Source organism: Sphingobacterium sp., assembly GCF_032065005.1.
In the GTDB taxonomy this organism is placed as follows: Bacteria; Bacteroidota; Bacteroidia; order Sphingobacteriales; family Sphingobacteriaceae; genus Sphingobacterium.
Map to the genome: position 1 here is coordinate 1 of NZ_DAMBMM010000018.1, position 19,567 is coordinate 19,567.

General features: G+C 38.8%; 15 protein-coding genes and 1 riboswitch. Of the genes, 8 read left to right on the forward strand and 7 right to left on the reverse strand.

The window, feature by feature from the left end; translation table 11 throughout:
- Nucleotides 1–293: 293 nt before the first annotated feature.
- Nucleotides 294–689: a (deoxy)nucleoside triphosphate pyrophosphohydrolase gene (locus RT138_RS18410; protein ID WP_313191827.1), complete on the reverse strand. Its 396-nt coding sequence runs from the start codon at nt 687–689 to the stop codon at nt 294–296.
- Nucleotides 690–855: 166 nt separating this feature from the next.
- On the opposite strand from RT138_RS18410, the gene RT138_RS18415 reads away from it, so the two are divergent.
- The 5 genes from RT138_RS18415 to RT138_RS18435 all read left to right on the forward strand — a co-directional run bounded on the left by RT138_RS18415 (nt 856) and on the right by RT138_RS18435 (nt 7,598).
- Nucleotides 856–3,456 carry a phosphatidylglycerol lysyltransferase domain-containing protein gene (locus tag RT138_RS18415; protein ID WP_313191828.1) on the forward strand — a complete coding sequence of 867 codons (2,601 nt, stop codon included), beginning with the start codon at nt 856–858 and terminating at the stop codon, nt 3,454–3,456.
- Nucleotides 3,457–3,750: 294 nt separating this feature from the next.
- On the forward strand, nt 3,751–5,400 hold the full coding sequence (locus RT138_RS18420) for a helix-turn-helix domain-containing protein (RefSeq protein ID WP_313191829.1): 1,650 nt from the start codon (nt 3,751–3,753) through the stop codon (nt 5,398–5,400).
- A gap of 122 nt (nt 5,401–5,522) precedes the next feature.
- Nucleotides 5,523–6,320, forward strand: a complete 798-nt coding sequence (locus tag RT138_RS18425) for a DUF695 domain-containing protein (protein ID WP_313191830.1) — start codon at nt 5,523–5,525, stop codon at nt 6,318–6,320.
- A gap of 18 nt (nt 6,321–6,338) precedes the next feature.
- Complete coding sequence (locus tag RT138_RS18430) at nt 6,339–7,019, forward strand: hypothetical protein (RefSeq protein ID WP_313191831.1); 681 nt, start codon at nt 6,339–6,341, stop codon at nt 7,017–7,019.
- 3 nt (nt 7,020–7,022) lie between these two features.
- Nucleotides 7,023–7,598 (forward strand): hypothetical protein, encoded by a 576-nt coding sequence (locus RT138_RS18435; protein ID WP_313191832.1) that lies wholly within the window; start codon nt 7,023–7,025, stop codon nt 7,596–7,598.
- 170 nt (nt 7,599–7,768) lie between these two features.
- Here RT138_RS18435 and idi read toward each other — a convergent pair whose 3' ends face one another.
- The 3 genes from idi to RT138_RS18450 form a co-directional block, all read right to left on the reverse strand.
- Nucleotides 7,769–8,293, reverse strand: coding sequence for an isopentenyl-diphosphate Delta-isomerase (idi, locus tag RT138_RS18440; RefSeq protein WP_313191833.1), 525 nt, complete (start codon nt 8,291–8,293; stop codon nt 7,769–7,771).
- Nucleotides 8,294–8,343: 50 nt separating this feature from the next.
- Nucleotides 8,344–9,378, reverse strand: coding sequence for an aminotransferase class V-fold PLP-dependent enzyme (locus RT138_RS18445; protein WP_313191834.1), 1,035 nt, complete (start codon nt 9,376–9,378; stop codon nt 8,344–8,346).
- Nucleotides 9,379–9,472: 94 nt separating this feature from the next.
- Nucleotides 9,473–10,150, reverse strand: coding sequence for a DUF937 domain-containing protein (locus RT138_RS18450; protein WP_313191835.1), 678 nt, complete (start codon nt 10,148–10,150; stop codon nt 9,473–9,475).
- Between the two features lie 66 nt (nt 10,151–10,216).
- Here RT138_RS18450 and RT138_RS18455 point away from each other — a divergent pair, with 66 nt between their 5' ends.
- Nucleotides 10,217–11,314, forward strand: a complete 1,098-nt coding sequence (locus RT138_RS18455) for a DUF2891 domain-containing protein (protein WP_313191836.1) — start codon at nt 10,217–10,219, stop codon at nt 11,312–11,314.
- Nucleotides 11,315–11,442: 128 nt separating this feature from the next.
- Here the strand turns inward: RT138_RS18455 and RT138_RS18460 are convergent, their stop codons facing one another.
- Together RT138_RS18460 and rpoN are read right to left on the reverse strand one after the other, a co-directional pair.
- Nucleotides 11,443–11,706, reverse strand: a complete 264-nt coding sequence (locus tag RT138_RS18460; RefSeq protein ID WP_093097909.1) for a hypothetical protein — start codon at nt 11,704–11,706, stop codon at nt 11,443–11,445.
- 61 nt (nt 11,707–11,767) lie between these two features.
- A riboswitch (SAM-I-IV-variant riboswitch) is annotated at nt 11,768–11,862 on the reverse strand.
- A gap of 47 nt (nt 11,863–11,909) precedes the next feature.
- Nucleotides 11,910–13,373 carry an RNA polymerase factor sigma-54 gene (gene rpoN, locus RT138_RS18465; RefSeq protein WP_185213712.1) on the reverse strand — a complete coding sequence of 488 codons (1,464 nt, stop codon included), beginning with the start codon at nt 13,371–13,373 and terminating at the stop codon, nt 11,910–11,912.
- 227 nt (nt 13,374–13,600) lie between these two features.
- On the opposite strand from rpoN, the gene RT138_RS18470 reads away from it, so the two are divergent.
- Both RT138_RS18470 and RT138_RS18475 read left to right on the forward strand, forming a co-directional pair.
- A complete protein-coding gene (locus RT138_RS18470) occupies nt 13,601–15,934 on the forward strand; it encodes a transglycosylase domain-containing protein (protein WP_313191837.1) in 2,334 nt (777 codons plus the stop codon).
- Between the two features lie 49 nt (nt 15,935–15,983).
- Nucleotides 15,984–19,106 (forward strand): peptidase MA family metallohydrolase, encoded by a 3,123-nt coding sequence (locus RT138_RS18475; protein ID WP_313191838.1) that lies wholly within the window; start codon nt 15,984–15,986, stop codon nt 19,104–19,106.
- A gap of 75 nt (nt 19,107–19,181) precedes the next feature.
- Here RT138_RS18475 and RT138_RS18480 read toward each other — a convergent pair whose 3' ends face one another.
- Nucleotides 19,182–19,505 (reverse strand): hypothetical protein, encoded by a 324-nt coding sequence (locus RT138_RS18480; RefSeq protein ID WP_185218375.1) that lies wholly within the window; start codon nt 19,503–19,505, stop codon nt 19,182–19,184.
- Nucleotides 19,506–19,567: the final 62 nt, after the last annotated feature.

Below are 19,567 nucleotides of genomic sequence, written 5' to 3' on the forward strand. Positions count from 1 at the left end.
TAGGGTTAATGCAAAAACGATGTTCGATTAATCGAACATCGTTTTTGCGCGACTTTCAGGCTAACGTGCCATGCCAGCTAAAATAATGGAACCCCAAAAGGGGTAATATCTCTAAAATTAAAAAAACAATTTTTTGCCTTCCCCTTTCCTGTCATTACCTTCCAATAAATTTAGTTCAAATTTTTTCTTCGTCAGGACTACAGGAAGGGGGAAACCGAAGCTGAAGGAGCTGTACGACTATGCCATCCTTATTGATTTATTAAAACTTTATTCTGGGTAGTTGTCTTTGGGGTTTACACTTCTTCCCTTCGTGTCCTGATATATTCTTCAATAATAGGAAGGTCAGCATTTGCCCAATCGAAACGGAACAATTCAGTTCTATCTACCCAGATTACCTGTTCATGTTCATTGGCGTTTAGTTTGCCACTTTTAATGGAACAAATAAAAGGGTAAAGGGTCAAAGAGAAGTCAGGGTAATGGTATTCTACTTTTGTGAGGGGTTCGTTGATCTGAATGTTCAGATTGATCTCTTCTAAAACTTCCCTAACCAGGCATTCTTCCAGGGTTTCACCTTCTTCCAATTTTCCTCCTGGAAACTCCCATTTTAGAGGCAGTTTCATTTTTGCGGATCGCTGACAGATCAATATCTGTTGATCTTTTTCTATTAAGGCACAAGCAACATGTATCATTAGAGTAAATATACTAAAATGAGACGGAAAGCATACATATTTTAGGGAAAGTCCTTTAAAGAATTTTAAAGAAAAGAACAGTTTATAATTAGATTATAAAATATTAACTAATTGTAAACATGAGCTGATTAGATTTATAGAAATTATCGCATTGTTTTTTTATAGTATGCCAAAAAGAATAGTTGTAAATCTTAAGAATATAAGTCCCCTACGATACTGGAAGGAGCTTTTGGGAATTCTCATTATTTTATTGGCCTTTGTTTTCTTTCGGGATCAGCGGAAGGAAATAGAACAGATCATGCCGCTATTGCAAAACTGCAATATCTATTGGGTGATAGCCGGCGTTTTACTGACTTTATTTTTTATACTGATGGAAGGCTATATGTATGTGGCCAGTTTTAGAGCGATGAGCCTCAAGATCAGTATCAAAGTGGCCTTGGAACTTTTCCTGAAAAGGAACCTGTTGAGTGTTTTTTTGCCAGCAGGAGGGATTTCTTCCTTGGCTTATAACACCACTCAATTGAGAAGGATGAACCTCAATAAGACCCAAATCCATCAGACCAGCATACTTTATGGGTATCTAGCCTTGTTTTCGGTCTTTTTATTGGCTATTCCAATTTTGTTATATAGCCTATGGAAGAGTGATCAGGTAGGCAATTTGTTGATACCATTCCTCATATTGGCTCTAATTCTGGCTGTTTCATTTTATGTTTTTTATTGCATAAGGTATAAAACGAGGCTTTTTCAATTGTTAGAAAGAAGGTTTCCGAATACCGTTATTCAGATTTCTAATCTCTTTTCAAGTGAAGTGGACAAAAGGTACCTGTTTTTATCCTTGTTCTTTTCGGTATTGGTCGAATTTTGTGGGATCTTCCATATTTTGATTGCCATGAAGGCCTTAGGGCTGCCACTATCTTTTGAAGCGGCGATTTTAGGCTATATCATTTCAACTTTATTGATGATCGTATCGCCATTTCTGCGAGGATTAGGAGCAGTGGAGCTTTCCATGTTTTTAATTTTTAAGAAATTTGGATATAGCCAAGAAGCAGGTCTCGGAATTACCCTGCTGTATAGGGTATTTGAGTTTTGGTTGCCGCTCGTATTTGGGTTTATTTCCTTTTCCATGAAAGGGGCCCAATTGATTACGCGAATTGGTCCTTCGGTGATGATTTTCTTGTTGGGGATTCTCAATATCATATCGGTTTTATTACCTCCAATTGCGGATAGGTTGCATTTAGAAAAATTTTACTTTCCGGCAGAGACCTTGTCGATTTCTAAGCTGCTCGTCTTAATCATTGGAATTGGCTTATTGGTGAGTTCCACCTATCTATTAAAGGGCTATATGACGGCCTATTGGTTTGCTAGCATATTCTGTATTTTATCGTTGTTTGGTCACTTGATGAAGGGTATTGACTATGAAGAGTCCATTATTGCGGCCATAACATTGCTCTTTTTGATCTATAATCGAAAAGAATACCGGATTCAGGCCAATATCTATTGGGTCCGGATTGGGATTTTATCCTTTCTGGTTTCTTTTTTGGCGGTTTTGATTTTCGAGACCATTAGCTTTTATATTATTGACAAAAGGCATTTTGGAATAGACTTTAGCTGGAAAGAATCTTTTCTATATGCGTTGAATGGGTTCCTATTATTTTCCGATGCTGGCTTGGAACCTAAGACTAATTTTGGACGGGAGTTTCTCCAAATCACCCATGTTTTGGGTTTTGCATGTTGGATCTTGTTTTTCTATACGATCCTTCAATCGAAGAAGTATATAGCAAAGGACCATGGGCACGATGAGAAAGCGATGGCCAAAATGCTTTTGGATAAGTTTGGTAATTCTTCCTTGGATTATTTTAAGATCTCCAAGGAGAAGGAACTTTATTTTTCGGATTTGGCTTTGGGCTTTGTTTCTTATCGGGTCGCCAATAAATATGCTGTAGTATTGGACGAACCAGTCTGTCATTGGACGGATAAGGAAAATGTCATCAAGGAATTTGATCAGTACTGTCGTAAGCAAGGATTAAAGAGCATTTACTTTCGGGTTTCAGAAGATAATTTGTTCAATTTCCAAAATCTGCGAAAGAAGAAATTGCTTATTGGAATTGAAGGGATCGTAGAGGTTTCTCAATTTTCCTTAAATGGTAAAACGAGAAAGTCACTTCGAAATGGAATGAACTTTTTGGAGAAAAATGGATATCATGCTTTAATACATCATGCACCACACAGCGAGAAGTTTATCGCTGAATTAAGGTCAGTGTCAGATGAATGGTTATCAGGAAATAATCGGAGCGAGGTTATCTTTTCGCAAGGGCAGTTTGACAATGAGATCTTACGTTCATTAGATATGATCTGCATTCATGATAAAGATGGAAATGTGGTTTCCTTTTTAAACATCGTTCCAGATTATGCAATGGACGAATGCACCTATGACCTCTTTAGAAAAAAAATGGATGCTCCAAGTGCCTGTATGGACGGACTAATTGTCAAGCTTATTGAATATGCCAAGTCACATGATTATCGATATATTAATTTGGGAATGGTGCCTTTGGTGGGGATTGAGGAGCCAGATACTGCTGCAGAGCATATCATGCACTTCGTTTCGAATACCTTTCCACGATACCGTAAATACAAGAATCAAAAGGACTTTAAGGATAAATATTCCAATAAATGGGAGAAAAGATACCTTCTTTTTGACCATGACTTTGATCTATTGCAATTGCCGGCAGTCATGAAGAAAGTAATGAGCATCAAGCAATGTTCCTGAACAGTGTAAAAATGGAATTTTAATTAAATGTCCAAACATCTAATTAAAATTTTAAAAATAGCATCTATTTGATGCTAGGCTACGTCATAATTGGTAAAAAAAATTATATTTACGTAAATGCCCGAATAGTTACCATTGTTCTTCGTAAATAAATTAATTCAAGGCATCTATATCTATGATTATTTAACTGAGGCTCAGTGCATGAGAAAGAAATTTTCAATATTTTATTGGATAGTTTTTATAAACTTAATGTTTCATGGTTTTGTTACAATGGGTCAGGACAAAACAGATAGTTTGGTTAATTATTCTCATGATGAATTATTGGATAAAGCTTACCTAACCCGTTCCACTGTTTATTTAGAATATTTAGAGAAAAAGAAGTTGACTACCGATCAACAAAAGGAAGTCTATACTTGGTTTTTTTATCTTATGGCCGGGAATGGTGACTTGGATGGGACCTTAAAATATCTAAATAAGCTTGATTCCATTTCTGTTGCAACAAAAGATCCAGTGAATCAATTCGTTGCAAAAATGGGAATTGCCGAAGTGTACTATAAGAAGTCGGATTATGCAAAAAGTAAAGAAGCATTTTTGCAGGCCCAAAAATTCATAGCTGATTATCCTCCTGGTATCGAACGCGTACTGGCCAATGCGGAGTACAATTATTTCTACTATCTGAGTGGGAACTTTGATGTATATAACCACGAATTGGAAAAACTGATTGGGGAACTCCAAAAGTTGAAAAATGACCGTTTGCCCGAAGAGGAACAAAGCTTTCATTTAAATGCAATCGCAACTCTTTCCGTGAACCTAGCATGTGGATATATCCTGAAAGAAGACTTCAGTAATGCTGAAAAGAACCTGAAGTTGGTAGAAGATATCTATTCTGAAAACTTTAAAGGAGATACCACTACTACCTTTGTCCATGAGATCTTGGTAAAAGGTAAATACCATTTCTTTAAAAAGGAATTTGATCAGGCCATACCATTTTTTAAAGAAGTGATTGACATCAATGAAAGAAAGGATTTCAAGGAATATGCCTATATGGCAAAAGTCTTTCTGGGCATGATCTATTATCAATTGGAAGATTATCAAACTTCCCTTACCTACTTGGAAGATGCCATCCAAAACCACATGCTTGTCGCTGATTACATCAAATATGAAATGGAATCCTACAGATATGCCTATTTGGCGAGCAAACAGCTGGGGGATACAGAGAAATCACTGATGTATTCCGGTCTTTTTATGGAGCAAGATCAAGCGCTAAATGATAATAAAAGGTCCAATTTCATCAATACATTTATCAATAACCTGGAGGTTGGCAAATTGCAGAAAGATATATCTGCAAAAGACAGCACCAATTTTATGTTGAGGTATATCCTTTTTGGATTAGCAGTTCTAATCGCCGGTTTGGCCATTGTCTTGGTTTACCAAATGAAGGAAAACAAGAAGAACAAACAAAAGATTTCTGATTACCTGGAGCAGCTAAATAAAGATAAAAAGACGAAGGATGAGGTTGGCAACCGGAAAAAGGAAACCGTTGATCAAGAGCCAAATGCTAGCTCCCAGGCCAAGGATATGGATGAAAAAACTAGCAGAATATTGGACAAGTTAGAAGATTTTGAAGAAGGAGAACTATTTGTAGACAGCAAAATGAGTTTGGCGTTTTTAGCGAGTTATCTGGAAACCAATACCATCACCCTTTCTAAAATAATCAATACCTATAAAGAAATGAATTTCAATGATTATATCAACGGATTGAGGATCCGATATATAATTGAAAGGATAAAGAACGAACCTAAATTTGAGCAGTACAAGATTTCCTATTTGGCAGAGGTGAGTGGATTCTCGTCCCATAGCATATTCAGTAAAGCATTCAAAAAAAGTACTGGAGTTACTCCTTCCCAATTTTTGGACTATCTAAAAGAAGAAACCAATAAATAGCGTTTTTCAGCTGTATCTATCTGTTTCATTTATATAAATTCGACAACCCTTCCCTCGGACAAGTAAAAGTAGGAGCTTATTTTTGGGTAATTCAGCATAGATTGATTTATCTAAAGGAAAGAATGTTCAGATCATTATTCAGGAAAAAGATTCAGGTACCTCGTCATGATGAAAATTGGCAGGTTTATTTCTCTAGGATCAATAACCAGGTTACTTCGGTCATCGTAGATATCAATGTAGCTGAAATTGCCCCTGTCAATTCCTTGTCGGAAGTTTTTTATCTGATTATTCCATTTGACTATGCCAATGAGGAAGGCTTGCCGACCATAGAAAGTTATAAGCTAATCAATGAAGTGGAAGATAAGATCTCGGATTTGATCGTCCGTTATGGAGAGAATATGTTGCATGTCTCAACCTTAACCATGAATTCAGAACGATTACAGATGTATTATTGCCATAAGGTGGAAAACAGCAAAGCCTTTCTTTCACAGTTAGACAAGGACTTTGGAGAAAAATTAACCTATCAAATTGACCATAGACATGATCCCAATTGGAGTGATTATTTCAATTTGGCTTATCCATTGCCCTTCCAGATGGAAATGATCAAGAACCGAATTGTGCTGAGGCAGTTGACCGAAGCAGGGGATGACCTTAAGGAGTCCAGGAATGTCCATCATTACTTAGCTTTCAGGGAAGAAAAGGATATGGACGAGTTTCTCCAATTTGCGGAAAGCGAACGCTTTGTACTCTTTTTGAAAGAAAAACGGGATGAATTATGGAAATTAGGGATATCGAGGCAAGACTATGTGAGCTATGAACAGATTGACGAATTATGTCTTCCCATTTGGGAGAAAGCAAAGTCCTTCAATGGGATCTATAATGGCTGGGAGTCTGAGGTAATCCGAACAAAGAATCAATAAAAATTAGACACAACATATATGTTTATTTATATAAAGAAAATTGAAGAGGCGAGTTATTCAGCGGATCATTTGCAAAACCCTGTAAATCCGGGAAATCAAATGATTTTGGTGTTCTATAGGTCATATTTTTCAACTGCAATCTATACTGGTTATTCCAAGAATGCAGCTCCTAGTTATTATGATCGTGTAACCGATAAGTTTATACCAAAGCGGAAATGGTCCGATGAGATGAAAAGCTATGTTAAGGAATGTGAACCACATGTTCGTCCGGCACCTTTCCGATTGAAGCCAACGATTTTTGGTTATATCTTTATATTAGCTTTTATCGGATTTTTTGCTTATTTAGTATATGATACTTTGAAGCCTAATCCATATCAGCAAGAGCGAGTTTCCAAGTTGTCTGAAGCTATGCATGGCGGAGATTTGTATTTTGGCAGGTTTACGGAAAAGGACCCAGGTACAGGTGCTCCAAAAAGTTCGGGCTTTGGTTGGTTTAAAATAATGGATGCAGGTGAAGGGAGCTTGTTGATAGCTAAAGGAAGGGAAAAAAGTACCACCGCTAAAACTTCTATGGAAATGAATAGTACGGATTTTGACACGGAGACTGTGCCAATGAAATTAGTAGGACAGGAAAGTTATCAAATCGATTTGGTTTCTGAGGACGGTAGTTTAGAAGTTAGTTTGACCGAGAAAAAATAATTTATGGGTATAAAAGAGGGTATAACTGCAAAACAGGTGATCAAGATTTTTATTATTTGCATTATAGTTGGCTTCTTTCTGTTTGTTCTTGCAATAATACAGACTGTTAAGACCAAGTCTACCAACATCAGTAAAAAAGCGCCATATAAGGAGATTTTGGGTAAGGAATTGCTAACTAATAGACCCGTTCGGTTGTTTATGGAGCATACTCCTACAAAAAAGGATTATCCTTATGCGATGTCTGATACCAATCAAACTTCTTGGAAGTCCTATACAGCCATGTTGCAAGCCGAAGAACCTGTCATCAAACTGAGCGATTCGATTGAGGCCAATGCCAAGTTGGTTTTTGATAGGGCGGTCATGTATACCAATGGTGTTTCTGGTTCATCTTATCCCAGACTGTTCGGGACCTTGACGAGCCCGGAAGGAAAAACCTATAAGGTTGAATTTCTATGGGGAGAATATGATTACAATTATCCTTGGAAAGTCAGTCAAAAAGGCTATTTGTTTGAATTGGCCCCTTGGCAAAATGTCAAGGATACAGCCCACTATTATTTGCCAAATGCAGAATGGTGGTAGGTTGGGTGACTTAAGACACAAGACAATAGAGCTTCAGTAATCTAATGTCTTTTTATCAAAAAGCCTGAATAGATGAATTAAAGAGAATCGGACAGAATCTTGCCTATTATTCAGAGTTGGACGTGAGAAAAATAGAAGGTTTACATTTCTTAGGTCTTATGTCTATGGTCTTATTTCTCTAATAATTGTTTAATCTTAGGGAATATCAGTTTAAACCAGAAGGTATAGTCTTGTGGGATTTCCTTGAGATCTTTTTCAATATTAGCGACACTGCTAAATTTTAGAGCTTGAACTTCTTCTGGATTTGGGTTTGGGATATCTTCATTGAAATTACCGATGAAGATATGGTCAAATTCATTTTCCCAAAGCCCATTTTCTAGGTGTTCTTCATAGCTCAGCTGGAAAACCTCTTTGATATCAATGTGGATTCCCAGTTCTTCCAAAGTCCGTCTCTTGGCGGCTTCTAGGGTTGTTTCATTAGGTCGAGGATGTCCGCAGCAGCTGTTGGTCCATAGTCCGGGGCTGTGGTATTTTGAATCCGCACGTTGTTGTAATATCAGATTACCTTGATCGTCCAAAAGGAATACAGAGAAAGCACGGTGTTTGCGGTTTTGAAGATGAGCCTCTTGTTTTTCCATTTGGCCAATTGCATTGTCCTGTTCATCTACCAATATCACAAATTCTTCTACAGTCATAGTCTAGATTTAGGGTATTCTCCTAAAATAAGGAATTATGGCTATTTAACCTAAAGAGCGTGGGGAATATCTGCGATTAACTGATCAATGACTGATTCAGCGGTTGCCCAGGAGGTCACTATCCGCACCAAGGCCTTATCATCATCTAACTTCTGCCAAACATAGAAATCATATTTCTTATGGAGTTCTTTGATAGCGGAATATGGAAGGATAGGGAAGATTTGGTTGCTAACGGGTTTGCTAGAGAATTCAAATCCTTTGGATTGGAATGCATCCGCTATTTTAGCGGCCATTTGGTTAGCATGTTTTCCTAGGTCAAAAAATAGGTTGTCTTCAAATAGTGCATAGAATTGTGCTCCTAAGATACGACCTTTAGCCATTAGCGCTCCTTTTTGCTTGATATAGTAATCGAAACCATGAGCGAGTTCTTTGTTTTTGAATACAATAGCTTCACCTAATAATCCGGCATTTTTTGTAGCCCCGATGTAGAATACATCCGCAAGGATTGCTAAATCTTCGATGTTCAGGTCAGCATAGGTTGAGGTCAGTGCAGTAGCCAACCTAGCGCCGTCTACAAATAATAACAAGCCATTTGATTTACAGAATGAGGAGATTTCTTCCAATTCTGCTTTGCTGTAGATGCTTCCGATTTCAGTGCACTGCGAAATATAGACCATGGCAGGTTTGACCATGTGGTTGTCGGTATGGTAATCTAGGGCAGCTTGGATTCCCTGAATGGAAATTTTACCATCCTTGTTGGGAATACAATTGATTTTGTGTCCAGTATTTTCAATGGCCCCAGTTTCATGGACCTCAATATGTCCGGTATCGGCAGCAACCACAGATTCATATGGTTTAAGGAGATGGCTGATGACCAGCATATTTGCTTGGGTACCGCCAGAAACAAAATAGACCTCAGCATCTGGATTGTTGATTCTTTTTTTGATGAAAGATTTTGCTTTTAGGCTGAGGCTGTCTTCCCCATAACCGGCTTCCTGATCAAGGTTGGTTTGAGAAAGAAGGTTTAAGATATTGGGGTGAGCGCCCTCACTATAATCGTTTTTGAAGCTTATTTTAGATTGCATGTGTAAATATAATCGTTTTCGCAATCGGAAGGAATAAAATAGAAAAAGGATTGATCAAATTGACCAATCCCTTTATGGTTGTATAATTATTCGTTTATTTTCCAAACATTCCTGCAAGGCTATCCAAGATATTGCCTTTAGCACTATTGTCGTTTTTCTGGTCGAAAAACTGTCCAACTAAATCACCTAAACCGCCGGCAATATTAGGTTGTGATGAACTAGCAGGGCTAGAACCACCGCCTCCCAATACGCTTCCGATCAAATCACCGATTCCGCCTCCTGAAGCACCGGCACTGGACGAGCCACCTCCAAGGATGCTTCCTAAAAGGTCTCCAATACCTCCGCCGCCAGTTCCAGCGTCAGCTTGTTTCTTTTTACCTAGATAACCCATTACCAAAGGAGCCAATAGCGCTAAAATACCACCGATTTTCCCCATGCTAATTCCTGATTTTTCAGAAAGTGATTGTTTTACCGTATCGGTGTTGCGACCAAAGATGTGATTTACAATTTTATCTTCATCTTCCGTTGGACCTTGATTAAATAAGCCCGCTAGGTTATCGAATATTCCCCCAGAGTGGTTGTCCAATGCTTTTTGTATGCCTTGAGCTTGTTCAGGGCCCTTTTGAGCATTGTAATTCAAGGCAGACATCATCAATGGGATAGCTGCAGAAACCACCCATTGGGTTTGGTTTTTATCAAGTCCTAATTTTTCTGATATCCCTTCAGTAGCTTGTGAACCAATGCTTCCTGAAATTAAGTCACTAATGTTCATATTGTAGATTGTTATTGTTTATAAATGTTATTTTTATAACTCAAATATATTGCCAATTTTACTAGTATGAAAAAAATATGTTCAAACATCTTTGCGCTTTCAGTTCTTTTGTTCTTTGGATGCAATAATCCTTCAAAAAATGAAGAAGGAGTACAAGTCGAAGACGTGAAATTATCCCTTGAACTAGCGCAGCAAATTTATGCCATGCCGACCCATTGTATTGAAGTGGAGTATCCCAATAAGTTAGGACAGGTTTTGGGGTCTGATGCTGATCTTAAATCGCCCAAATCCCTTCGACCAGTCTTCTATGGATGTTTTGATTGGCATTCCTCTGTACATGGTTATTGGTCGGTAATAAAATTGCTAAAGGAATTTCCTGAACTAGATAAAGATGGGAAAATGAGAAAAGTGCTGAATACCCATATTACGCCAGAGAATGTGCAGACTGAAATTGATTTTTTCAATGATAAGAACAATTTAGGGTTTGAAAGGACTTATGGTTGGGCTTGGCTGTTCAAATTGCAGGAAGAGCTAGCAAGTTGGGAAGATGAGGATGGACAGCGCTGGAAAGTGGCTTTACAGCCATTGGTTGACCTGTTAGTCAAGCGATATATCGAATATCTCCCAAAATTGGTATACCCAATAAGGGCGGGACAACATGATAATTCGGCATTTAGTTTATCGCTTTCTTTGGACTATGCCAATTCCGTAGGGGATGAGGCTTTCAAGAAATCCATAAAAGAAAACTCATTGCGTTTGTTCCAAAATGATAAGAACTGTGATCTGGCTTATGAACCGAGTGGATATGATTTTCTTTCCCCATGTTTAGAAGAAGCTTATTTGATGAGTAAATTGATGGAAAAGAATGAGTACTTAACTTGGTTGAAAGGATTTATGTCGGGGTTGTTTGATCCTTCCTTTGAATTGAAACCCGCAATAGTTAAGGATAGGACAGACGGAAAATTGGTTCATTTGGATGGTTTGAATTATAGCCGAGCAGCATGTCTTTCTGGAATCAGTAAAATCGATGGAAGTTTGAAGCATTTAAAGGGCAATGCTATAGAACATTTTAACTTCTCCATTGCTAACTTAAGTGCTGAAGATGACTATATGGGAAGCCATTGGTTAGGAACGTTCGCACTGTACGCGATAGGGAGGTTTTAGTGATAGTATTGAGATGTGAGATGTGAGTATTGGGATGTTAACCGTACTATCTCATTTTTTAAAGTATTGAGATATGAGATATGAGTATTGGGATATTAACCTTACTATCTCACATCTCAGATCTCAGATCAACAAATAGGTATTAATTTATTTTCAGATAGTTTCACTGGGACACTTTGGATCTGGGTAAAGCCGTCTTCCGTACTGATGATGGCGGACAGATCGATTCCGCGATTGGATAATGCGGAAATCAAAGCGGTCCTAAAAGCTGTTTTGTTTGCTCCCCAATTGGATTTTACCAAATCATTGTTCAATACAACTAATTCGTTGGTGGAATAGTGGTGGAATTTCTCCACTAGGTGCTGGTGTAAGGGTTTTGTTGTGTTCGACATACAATTAATGTTTAAAGGGTTTAACCATAATTGCATTCAGAGGTGTCTAAAAAGACCTTGCAATATTCGTTTATTTTGGCTTGTCGCCCGTATCGATTTACCACCGCGGTGTCTGTCACTCGGTTGGTATTGCATCTGCAATTCTGAATACTCTACAAACTTAGTAGATTATATTTTAATATGCAAGTATCAAATAAAATTTTCTATAATTCTTTTCTCAGGCGGGCAACAGGGATGTTCATGGCCTCGCGATATTTAGCAACTGTCCTACGTGCGATGGAATAGCCTTTTTCCTTTAAAATCTCTGTTAATTTCTCATCTGCCAGAGGTTTTCTCTTATCCTCATTGGCGATACATTCTTCCAAGATTTTCTTGACCTCCTTGTTGGAAACCTCTTCACCAGACTCGGTCTGAATGGCTTCGGAGAAGAATGATTTTAAAAGGAAAGTGCCAAATTCGGTTTGGACATACTTGGAATTCGCCACACGGGAAACCGTTGAGATATCCATTTCGATCTTGTCGGCAATATCCTTCAGGATCATAGGTTTCAGCATTCTATCATCACCCGTTAGGAAATAGTCATATTGATATTCCATGATGGCATTCATGGTTTTCAATAAGGTCTGCTGTCTTTGTTTGATGGCGTCAATAAACCATTTTGCAGAGTCCAGCTTCTGTTTAACAAATTGAACAGCCTCACGCATTTTCTTGTCGTTCTTTTCGGCTTTTTCGTAATGTTCAAACATTTCCTGGTAGGAGCGGGACACACGAAGCTCAGGTGCATTCCTGCCATTTAAGGTCAGGTGCAGAACACCGTCGTTGTTGGAGATATGGAAATCTGGGATAATCTGCAATTGCTTACCAGCAACAGCTCCTGAATCACCTGGTTTAGGATTCAGCTTTAAGATTTCGTTTACAATTTCTTTAAGCTCTTCGGAGTTTACTCCTAATTGCTTTTCGATTTTGTCGTAATGTTTTTTGGTAAATTCGTCCAAGTAATTCTCTACAACCAATTGTGCCTGTTGAATTATTGGATTATTCTGATCTTTTTTGCGAAGTTGAATGCTTAAGCATTCCTGAAGATTTCTGGCGCCAATTCCCGCTGGGTCAAAGGTTTGTACAATTTTTAGCATCTCTTCAACCTCATCTTCTTCAACAATCACATTTTGGGAAAAAGCTAGGTCGTCGATCAGTGAAAGGATAGGTCGACGCAGATAACCATCATCATCCAAGGAACCGATGATTTGCTGGCCTAGTACATAGTCCTTATCAGAAAGAGCAAGTAAGTCAAGTTGATTTTGAAGGTTTTCAAAGAAGGAGTCTTGGACCGCGATAGGGATTTCTTTTTTTCCATCCTCATCATCATGGTCATAACCTCCACCGTAATCTTTATAGTCGTCTTCCTGGATATATTCATCTACGCTGAATTCGTCATCATAGCTGTTATCTTCCATGTTGAAGTCGTCATCCGGATCTTTGTCGGGGTATTCTTCGACAGGGTCGTTCATGTTGGTCAAACTACCATCTTCCAAGGCAGGGTTCTCTTCAAGTTCTTCTTTGATACGCGCATCTAATGATACAGTAGGTACCTGAAGCAATTTTATGAATTGAATTTGTTGCGGTGAAAGTTTCTGTAATAATTTTTGTTGTAGTGTTTGCTTTAACATGTCCCCGATAAATAAGTCAGGTAAAAATAGGGAATAATATTCAATAAGATAAAAATGTTGTAAACAAAAGAGAATTTAGGAACAGTTTTTGCTGTTATAAGTCTCGGAAAAACAGCCTAGTTAAAAACCAAAAATCTCATTTGTTAAATTTCGTTAATTTTCATTTCAAGGTTCATTTTTGGGCAAATTGATATGATTTTTTCCAAAGTTTTGTTCATATTTACCGTATGTTTAGACGAGTCCGGAACAAATTTTTGCGTATCGCACTGATTGTTATTTACTTTATTATCTTATTTACTTGCGCGGTACAAATTAACTTCCTAGGCTTGTTCGGATCATCGCCTACCAAGAAAGAAATATTGTTGCCTGAACTGAATGTTTCTTCTGAACTGTTTACCGCCGATTCTGTTTTGATCGGTCGCTATTACAAGCAAGATCGTGATCCTGTCCCTTATGATAGTATTTCCCCTAATATCGTTAATGCCTTAATTGCTACTGAAGATGTTCGTTTTAGAAAGCATCATGGGGTGGATTTTATTGGTTTGTTTGGTGGAGTGTTTTCAACTTTAAGTGGAAGTGATCGTGGTGCCAGTACTATTACCCAGCAACTTGCAAAGAATTTATATAGAACTCGCTACAAAGATGCACAAGGACTGTTAGGGAAGATACCGGGAGTTGGTCTGTTGGTCACAAAGTACAAGGAATGGATGACTGCCTTCAAATTGGAGAGCAAATACAGCAAAGAAGAAATCCTGACGATGTACCTGAATACCGTTTCGTTTAGCAACAATGCCTACGGAATTAAGTCGGCATCTGTAAGGTATTTTGATAAGCTGCCAAGTGAAGTTACCGTCAATGAAGCTGCTGTTTTGGTCGGTATGTTGAAAGGTACTACTTATTATAATCCAATCAGAAATCCTAAGAACGCTCTGCAACGCAGAAACGTCGTTTTAAACCAAATGGGAAAAGAAGGTTATCTGAAAAAGGATGAAGTTGCAGCCCTGAGTAAAGATTCCTTGGGCTTGAACCTGAATAATCAGGAAGTTCGCAATTCCAATGATTCCTACCTTCGAACGGCAGTCGAAAAATGGTTGGAAGAATGGGGTGAAGAAAACGAAATTGATATCTATACCAGTGGTCTGAAAATATATACTACTATTGATTCCAGGATGCAGAAAATTGCTGAAACGGTTGTTTCAACCAAGATGAAGGAATTGCAACAGCGTCTGGACAATGTTTGGGGAAATGATCTGCCATGGAGAGATAAAGAAGGTAATGTGATCCCTAATTTTTTGGAAGACCATGCGAAAAAACTTCCGGCTTATGCTTCATTAATGAAAAAATACAATGATGAAGCCAAGGTTTTTGAGGAATTGAACAAGAAAAAATCCATGGAGGTCTTTACTTGGGATGGAATGGAGAAAGTGGATTATTCGACCATGGATTCCCTTAAACATTACCTGACCATGTTGAATACGGGAATGATGGTCATGGACCCATACAATGGGAATATTAAAGTTTGGGTTGGTGGTATCAATCACAACTATTACAAATTTGACCATGTAAACCAAGCGAAAAGACAGGCAGGATCTACCTTTAAGCCTTTTGCTTATGCAGCGGCCTTGGAGTCTGGTATGGCACCATGTGATAAATTCACCGATAAACCAGTAAAAATTGAATTCATTAACAATAAAGGTGAACATGAGATCTGGGAGCCAAAAAATGCGGATTGGTCATTTTCTCACAGTGACTTGTCGCTAAGACATGCCATGGCTCGTTCATTAAATACGGTTACTGCACAGATCACAGAGAAAGTAGGTTGGGATAAGGTTGTGGAGATGGCTCATAAATGTGGTATTGATAGTAAATTGGAGTCGGTGCCATCCGTTGGATTAGGCTCGAATGATGTTTCCGTTTTTGAGATGGTCAGAGGTTATAGCACCTTTATGAATGAAGGAAAGCGTACCGAACCTGTATTGGTTTCCAGGATTGAAGATAAGGATGGAAAGGTATTGGCTGAATTCAAAACCAGTACTAAGGAGGCAATTACTGCTGAAAATGCCTGGTTAATGGGCTATATGCTTAGAGGTACCATCGAAGAGTCAGGAGGTACTTCCCAAGCCTTATGGGAATGGGACCTTTTCCAGGATGAGAATCAAATCGGTGGTAAGACAGGTACCTCTTCAGATTATGTTGATGGCTGGTACATGGGGGTAACGAAAGATTTGGTTGCTGGAGTGTGGGTAGGTTGTGATGAACAAAGCATACACTTTAAGAGTTCTGCAACTGGTGAAGGGTCTAAGACTGCTTTACCGATCTATGCCCTTTTTATGGAAGAACTTTATAAACACCCCGAATTAGGGGTGACCTTTGGGAAATTTCCGGAATCAAAAGTTGAAATTACCAAGAAATTCAATTGTCCAGGACCTAGAGTGCGTGTTCGTCAGGATAGTAGCAGTACCGAGGGCTTGAATCCTGATGCGGAGGTTCCTAATATTGTTCTTCCTGATTTACTAAATCAAAATAATACGGAGGAAGAACAACAGGAGGAGACGAATTAATCGACTGAAGTGAATTGATTTTATTATTTTTATTGACTAATAATCAGTTATGAAATTTAACCATATGCTATTTGCGAGAATTTTATGCATTAATCTTGTTTTGGCAGTATGTATGGCCTTGATGCCAGGACAAGCTAGTGCCCAATATTTCGGGCAGAATAAGATGAGGTATAAGAAGCTTGATTTCAAGGTTTATGATACCCCACATTTCAATATTTATTACTATTTGCAAAATGATTCCATGATGAATTGGCTTGCAAAGGAGTCTGAGGTGTGGTATGAATTGCATCAACAAGTCTTTCAAGATACCTTTTCGAGAAAAAACCCAATTATCCTATATAATAACCATCCTGAATTCCAGCAAACTACCGCTATATCGGGAGAGATCAGTGTAGGTACGGGCGGTGTTACGGAAGCTTTTAAACAGCGTGTCGTGATGCCGATCATGCAGATCAACCAACAGACTAGGCATGTATTGGGGCACGAGTTGGTCCATGCTTTCCAGTATAGGGTGTTGATCGAAGGAGGGGATTCAACGCGATTGGAGAATATAGCAAACCTGCCGTTGTGGATGGTAGAAGGGATGGCTGAGTACTTTTCCATTGGAAAGAAAGATGCTTTTACATCCATGTGGATGCGCGATTCGTATGCTAGAAATGACCTTCCTAGCTTAAGACAGATGACAGAACAGTCAAGCAAGTATTTCCCTTATCGTTATGGACAGGCTTTCTGGTCGTATTTAGGATCTACTTATGGGGATACCGTTATTATGCCTCTGTTTATTGAGACTGCAAAATACGGATATGAGAATGCAATAAAACGTGTTTTTGGATATGATGCCCAGACCATGTCAACACTGTGGAAGAACAGTATGGAGAACTCCTATAGAAATATAGGTAAGGATACGACTTCTAATCCGATTGGTAAGTTGTTGCTGTCTACCAAGAATGCAGGAAGGATGAATGTGTCTCCTGCAATATCCCCTGATGGTAAATATGTGGTTTTCCTGTCTGAGATGGATATGTTCAGTATCGATCTGTTCCTGGCCGATGCCGAAACGGGTAATATTGTAAGGAAGCTTGGGAGCCGACTCACCAATAAGGATATCGATGAATTTAGTTTTATAGAATCTGCCGGTACATTTTCTCCGGACAGCAAGAAGTTTGCTTTCTCTGTCTTCAGTGAGGGCAAGAATAAGTTGATGATCGTGGATATTGGTACGGGTAGGACTCTGACGGTGCAGGCAATGGGGGATATCACAGAGTTTACCAATATTACTTGGGCGCCAAATGGAAGTTTGGTGGCTTTCTCAGGTTTGAAGAATGGAAGAAGTGATATCTATACCTATGACCTGGAATCAAAGGACCTTAAGCAGTTAACTGATGATAAATATTCAGATTTCCAACCTAGTTTTTCAAGGGATGGCAAGTATATCGTATTCAGTACGGACAGGATGTCCTTGGAATCCTCAAGCAGAAGTGTTGATATTCCAATGGGCTTGGCTGTTGTAGATGTCAATACGAAAGAAATAAAAAATATTCCTGTCTTTCCAGGAGCAAACAATCTAAACCCTCATTTTTCATCTTCAGGGAAAGAGATCTATTTCTTGTCGAATAGTGATGGCTTTAGAAATATGTACCGAATCGTGATAGACGGTGGACATGTGGAGAGAATGACCGATTTCTTTACGGGGATCAGTGGTATTACAGAATACTCACCAGCGATGAGCGTTTCTGCCAATGATGATATTATCTATTCTTATTTCAAGAATAATTCCTTCTCGATCTACAAGGCGAAAAGTTCAGAGTTTGAAACCAAATCCGTGGATCCGGGTGTTGTGAACCTTGAGGCAGCCATGTTGCCTCCGGTGCAGAGCAGAGGAGTCGATGTGGTGAATACCAACCTATATAACTTCAATGCTTATGGAAGGATTTCAAATTCGCAAATTCAGAACATTCCATATAAACCAAAATTCAAACTGGATTACTTAGCGAATAGTGGAGTCGGGATGTCCGTGGGTTCTAGGTACGGAGCAGGTATAAACTCTGGTATCCAAGGAATGTTTTCAGATATCTTAGGTTACAACCAGATTTTTGCAGCCTTGAACATCAATGGTGAGATCTATGATTTTGGTGGACAGGTAGCTTATATCAATCAGAGGAGCCGTTGGAATTGGGGTGGATCTTTATCACATATTCCGTACCGCTTTGGCTTTTATAACTTTGATCAAAGAGATTTAGGTAATGGCGTAGAGCCGGTAATCGATCAGTATTTGGTGAGGTCTTTCCAGAGCCAGGCTGATGCGTTCGTGGCCTATCCATTTAACAGGCACCATCGTTTCGAAACTGGTGGAGCCATTTCTTATAACTCATACCGTGTTGACCGTTTTACCCAAAGCTATTATAACTATTATGGCAACCGCGAGCGTGTCCCTAATGAGGAGGCCGCAAAAGCTTTAGGAGTGTCTAATCTGGATCCGTTTAACCTCATGCAAGTGAATGCTGGTTTTGTCGGTGATAACGCCGTGTTCGGTATTGCAGCTCCACTGCAAGGCTTCAGGTATAGGCTAGGTGCGGAGCAGTATTTCGGTACTTATAGTTTTACTGCGCTGAATGTCGATCTGAGAAAATACCAAAGGATTAAACCGGTAACTATCGCAGCAAGGGTTTATTCTTATATGCGTATGGGAACCGATGCTGACAGGCTTTACAATATATATATCGGTTATCCTTATATGGTTCGTGGATTTGAGTCCAATTCATTTGGTCCTAACAGTATGATCGGCTACAATGATCTGTCAGGTTCTAAGATGGTCGTTGGAAACTTTGAAGTGAGATTGCCATTTACGGGACCTGAGAAATTGGCCGTGATTCCTTCGGGATTGCTGTTTTCAGACCTGAACTTCTTTATTGATGGCGGTTTGGCTTGGAGCAATAACAGTATCGTGAAATGGAAGAAGACAGATGAAGATATAGTTAGTGAAAACATCAATGGACAGACCTATAGCAGTTATGACCCAAGGGTAACCATGCCAGTGTTCAGTGCTGGTATATCACTTCGTGTGAACCTATTTGGGGCTATGATATTAGAGCCTTATTATGCTATTCAGTTGAATAATCCTACAAGGGAGAAATTTGGAACCTTTGGATTAAACTTTGCTCCGGGATGGTAGTCTAACTATTTAGAAAAGAGCGAGAGCAGAGTGAGATTAGTGTAGGGAAAGGTTGTTAAGGCCGTTGTTTATAGCTTATGCATAAACAACGGCTTTTTTATTTGCGCCGAATTTTGAAAGGTTGGGACATAAGCTAAGCCAATTAGGATTTGACTTGCGGATCAATCTTTCTTTTACGATCCTTCCCATCGAATTTAGTTCCTGCAATCTTCTGTCAGCTTCAAACAAACTGTTATGGGTTTCCACTAAAACTATTCGGTTTAACATGGCAAAGGAAAAAAGCGTAGGCTCCTGAGTGCTCTGAAAATCCTGATATACTGAATTTAAATCTTGGCTAAATCCCGCCTGTAAGAATTTGCGATTAGAATCTGTTGCGATATAAGTATAGTATTTATTCATTTTATTCTTATTTTAGCTAAATTATTTGGTAATTTGCAATCGTTTTGCTAATTTTATTGGTA

Coding starts and splice junctions, on each gene's coding strand:
- RT138_RS18410 (WP_313191827.1), bottom strand. CDS start 689: ATGATACATGTTGCTTGTGCCTTAATAGAAAAAGATCAACAGATATTG.
- RT138_RS18415 (WP_313191828.1), top strand. CDS start 856: ATGCCAAAAAGAATAGTTGTAAATCTTAAGAATATAAGTCCCCTACGA.
- RT138_RS18425 (WP_313191830.1), top strand. CDS start 5,523: ATGTTCAGATCATTATTCAGGAAAAAGATTCAGGTACCTCGTCATGAT.
- RT138_RS18430 (WP_313191831.1), top strand. CDS start 6,339: ATGTTTATTTATATAAAGAAAATTGAAGAGGCGAGTTATTCAGCGGAT.
- RT138_RS18435 (WP_313191832.1), top strand. CDS start 7,023: ATGGGTATAAAAGAGGGTATAACTGCAAAACAGGTGATCAAGATTTTT.
- idi (WP_313191833.1), bottom strand. CDS start 8,293: ATGACTGTAGAAGAATTTGTGATATTGGTAGATGAACAGGACAATGCA.
- RT138_RS18445 (WP_313191834.1), bottom strand. CDS start 9,378: ATGCAATCTAAAATAAGCTTCAAAAACGATTATAGTGAGGGCGCTCAC.
- RT138_RS18450 (WP_313191835.1), bottom strand. CDS start 10,150: ATGAACATTAGTGACTTAATTTCAGGAAGCATTGGTTCACAAGCTACT.
- RT138_RS18455 (WP_313191836.1), top strand. CDS start 10,217: ATGAAAAAAATATGTTCAAACATCTTTGCGCTTTCAGTTCTTTTGTTC.
- RT138_RS18460 (WP_093097909.1), bottom strand. CDS start 11,706: ATGTCGAACACAACAAAACCCTTACACCAGCACCTAGTGGAGAAATTC.
- rpoN (WP_185213712.1), bottom strand. CDS start 13,373: ATGTTAAAGCAAACACTACAACAAAAATTATTACAGAAACTTTCACCG.
- RT138_RS18470 (WP_313191837.1), top strand. CDS start 13,601: ATGTTTAGACGAGTCCGGAACAAATTTTTGCGTATCGCACTGATTGTT.
- RT138_RS18475 (WP_313191838.1), top strand. CDS start 15,984: ATGAAATTTAACCATATGCTATTTGCGAGAATTTTATGCATTAATCTT.
- RT138_RS18480 (WP_185218375.1), bottom strand. CDS start 19,505: ATGAATAAATACTATACTTATATCGCAACAGATTCTAATCGCAAATTC.